Annotated in this window: 1 protein-coding gene; it reads right to left on the bottom strand. The window is 34.2% G+C overall.

Annotated features, from left to right (window positions below):
- Positions 1 to 313 precede the first annotated feature (313 nt).
- Positions 314 to 626 (bottom strand): C2HC-type zinc finger protein (locus QQK25_RS23490; RefSeq protein WP_284190123.1); only part of this gene is annotated, 313 nt, incomplete at its 5' end.

Raw genomic sequence — 626 nt, 5'->3', positions numbered from 1 at the left:
GGAGGAATATAGGGTGTTAGGAATATGAATTTTAGTACCGCCAGATAATAAAATATCGGCTTTTCCTGACCCATCAATGAGATTTGCAACCCCAGATATGGTATGGACCTTGGCCTTAAACATTTTTAAATTTGAAAAATACTTTTTGTCTCGGAGTATAGTGTGTGTAGACGCACTATCAGCCAGGCATATATTTCTGCTATCCATATTTGATAAAACTGATAAAGAGAAATTTTACAAAAGATAATTTATATTACTATATATCAAAAGAAAATTTACAAAGTTATTTTACACAAAAGATATATTACATATTTTACATATCCATACAGAAAAAGGCAAGCACTTTATTTGACGAGGCTCTGGCCTTCGCCAAAAATATTGTTATCCATGGTCTCATTATCTTGATCAATAAAGAATTCGAAAACATTGATTGGGTCTGATCAATGAAATTTATTTCGGCATCTTTGCCTTTATCATTGAGTGATGCCTGATATAGCTCAACAAAGTGTTTAGAGGTCCTATAGACATTGGCCCAATGTCCCTTTTTACCACACCTATAGCAGGCGGACTCATCAGTCTTTTCGTAGGAACTCTCTGGAGCTTTTCCCTTATTTTCATTATTTGAC

Source organism: Zoogloea oryzae (assembly GCF_030161255.1).
Taxonomy (GTDB): domain Bacteria; phylum Pseudomonadota; class Gammaproteobacteria; order Burkholderiales; family Rhodocyclaceae; genus Zoogloea; species Zoogloea oryzae.
This window is presented reverse-complemented; position numbering and strand designations above follow the sequence as displayed.